2 protein-coding genes are annotated in these 2710 nt (G+C 67.8%); both read left to right on the top strand.

What is annotated here, in order from left to right; all coding sequences use genetic code 11:
- Nucleotides 1–343: alpha/beta fold hydrolase (locus tag I0Q12_RS32045; RefSeq protein WP_231610059.1), on the top strand; the 343-nt coding region annotated here is incomplete at its 5' end.
- A gap of 92 nt (nt 344–435) precedes the next feature.
- On the top strand, nt 436–2710 hold a 2275-nt coding region (locus tag I0Q12_RS05365; RefSeq protein ID WP_307846037.1), incomplete at its 3' end, for a DUF3516 domain-containing protein.

The raw sequence follows: 2710 nt of genomic DNA, 5'->3' as shown, positions 1-2710 counted from the left end.
CGACCGCTGTTACCTGACCGAGAACCTGCCGGTCCAGCTCATCTGGGGCGATCGCGACAGCGTGATCCCGGTCGGCCACGGCTATCTCGCCCATTCCGCGATGCCGGGCTCCCGGCTGGACATCTTCCGCGGTGCCGGGCACTTCCCGTTCCGCGACGATCCGATCCGGTTCCTGCGAGTCGTCGAGGAGTTCCTCACCACCACTGCCCCGCTCGAATTCGACGCCGAACGCTGGCGGCAGCTGCTCATCGCCGGTGTCAGCGAAAGCCAGATCGGCGGCGGTCCCGAAACCCGTATGGCCGTCCTCGACGCGATGGGCGCCGACGAGCGCAGCGCCACCTGACGAGCGCGGCGCCACCCGGACACGGACCGTGGCCCGCTGTCCGGACACGGACCGTGGCCCGCTGTCGGGTGAAGGCCGACTAGCCTGTAACGGTGCTGCTGCCGGATCTGATCCCCGACCCCGTCGACGAGGACTCGCTGTTCGACGCCTTCACCTCCTGGACGACGGACAGGGGCCTGACGCTCTATCCCGCGCAGGAGGAAGCGCTGATGGAGATCGTCGCCGGCTCGAACGTGATCCTGGCGACGCCGACGGGTTCGGGAAAGTCGATGGTGGCGCTCGGTGCGCACTTCTTCGCCCTCGCCACCGGCAAGCGCACCTTCTACACCGCACCCATCAAGGCACTGGTCAGCGAGAAGTTCTTCGCGCTGTGCGAGGTGTTCGGCGCCGACCTGGTCGGGATGATGACCGGTGACGCCTCGGTGAATTCGGGTGCGCCGATCATCTGCGCGACCGCGGAGATCGTCGCGAACCTCGCGTTGCGGGAGGGCGCGGACTCGGATATCGGTCAGGTGATCATGGACGAGTTCCACTTCTACTCGGAACCGGACCGCGGCTGGGCGTGGCAGGTTCCGCTGATCGAACTTCCGCACGCGCAGTTCCTGCTGATGTCGGCGACGCTCGGGGACGTCAGCCGGTTCCGGGACGATCTGACGCGCCGCACCGGCAGGCCCACCACGGAAGTCTCCGGCGCGGAACGTCCGGTGCCGCTCACGTACTCGTATTCGCTCGCGCCGATCGGCGAGGCCATCGAGGAACTCGTCACCACACATCAGGCTCCCGTATACGTCGTGCATTTCACGCAGGCCGCCGCACTCGAACGCGCCCAGGCACTCATGAGCGTGAACATGTGCAGCAAGGCGGAGAAGGAGGCGATCGCCGAGGCCATCGGCGCGTTCCGCTTCTCGACGGGCTTCGGCAAGACGCTGTCACGGCTGGTGCGCCACGGCATCGGTGTGCACCACGCGGGCATGCTGCCGAAGTACCGGCGGCTCGTCGAGCGCCTCGCGCAGGACGGACTGCTCAAGGTGATCTGCGGGACCGACACCCTCGGCGTGGGGATCAACGTTCCGATCCGCACCGTCCTGCTGACGGGTCTGACCAAGTTCGACGGCACCCGCATGCGCCAGCTCAAGGCCCGCGAATTCCACCAGATCGCCGGACGCGCCGGACGCGCCGGGTTCGACACGATGGGCACGGTGGTCGTGCAGGCACCCGAGCACGAGATCGAGAACCATCGCGCGCTCGCCAAGGCGGGCGACGATCCCAAGAAGAAGCGGAAGGTGCAGCGCAAGAAGGCACCCGAGGGTTTCGTGTCCTGGGGCGAGGCGACGTTCGAGAAGATCGTGGCCGCACCGCCCGAGCCGATGGTCTCGCGCTTCCGCGTCACCAATTCGATGCTGCTCAACGTCATTGCCCGTCCCGGCAACTGCTTCGACGCGATGCGTCACCTGCTCGAGGACAACCACGAGCCCCGCAAGGCACAGCGCCGCCACATCCTGCGCGCGATCGAGCTGTATCGGGGTCTGCTGCAGGCCGGGATCGTCGAACGCCTCGACGCCCCCGACGAGGACGGCCGCTGGGCGCGGCTGACCGTCGACCTGCAGCGTGACTTCGCGTTGAACCAGCCGCTGTCGCCGTTCGCGCTCGCCGTCCTCGAACTGCTCGACATGGAATCCCCCACCTACGCGCTCGATGTCGTGTCGGTGATCGAGTCGACCCTCGACGACCCGCGGCAGATCCTGTTCGCCCAGCAGCACGCCGCGCGCGGCGAGGCGGTCGCGCAGATGAAGGCGGACGGGATCGAGTACGACGAGCGCATGGAGCTGCTCGAGGAGGTCACCTGGCCCAAGCCGCTCGCGGAGCTGCTCGAGCCGGCCTTCGAGACCTACCGGGCCGGGCATCCCTGGGTGTCCGAGACGCCGCTGTCGCCGAAGTCGGTGGTGCGGGACATGGTCGAGAAGTCGATGACGTTCTCCGAACTCGTCTCGCACTACGGGCTCGCCCGTTCCGAAGGGCTGGTGCTGCGCTATCTCGCGGACGCGTACCGGGCGCTGCGCCAGACCGTGCCGGATTCGGCGCGCACCGAGGAACTCGAGGACCTCACCGAATGGCTCGGGGAATTGATCCGCCAGGTCGATTCGTCGCTGCTCGACGAGTGGGAGCAGCTCGCCAACCCCGCTGTCGAGGCGGACGACCAGCAGCTCGCCTTCGGCGCGGACACGCCGCGCCCGATCTCCGCGAACCCCCGCGCGTTCAAGGTGATGGTGCGCAACGCGATGTTCAAGCGGGTCGAACTCGCGTCCCGGAAGCGGTGGGACGAATTGGCCGAGCTCGGTGACGGACTCGAGGCCGAGGACTGGGCGG

The organism is Rhodococcus sp. CX, from assembly GCF_015865005.1.
Taxonomy (GTDB): domain Bacteria; phylum Actinomycetota; class Actinomycetes; order Mycobacteriales; family Mycobacteriaceae; genus Rhodococcus.
Note: the sequence above shows the minus strand (reverse complement) of the source record. Positions and strands in the feature narration are given on the sequence as shown.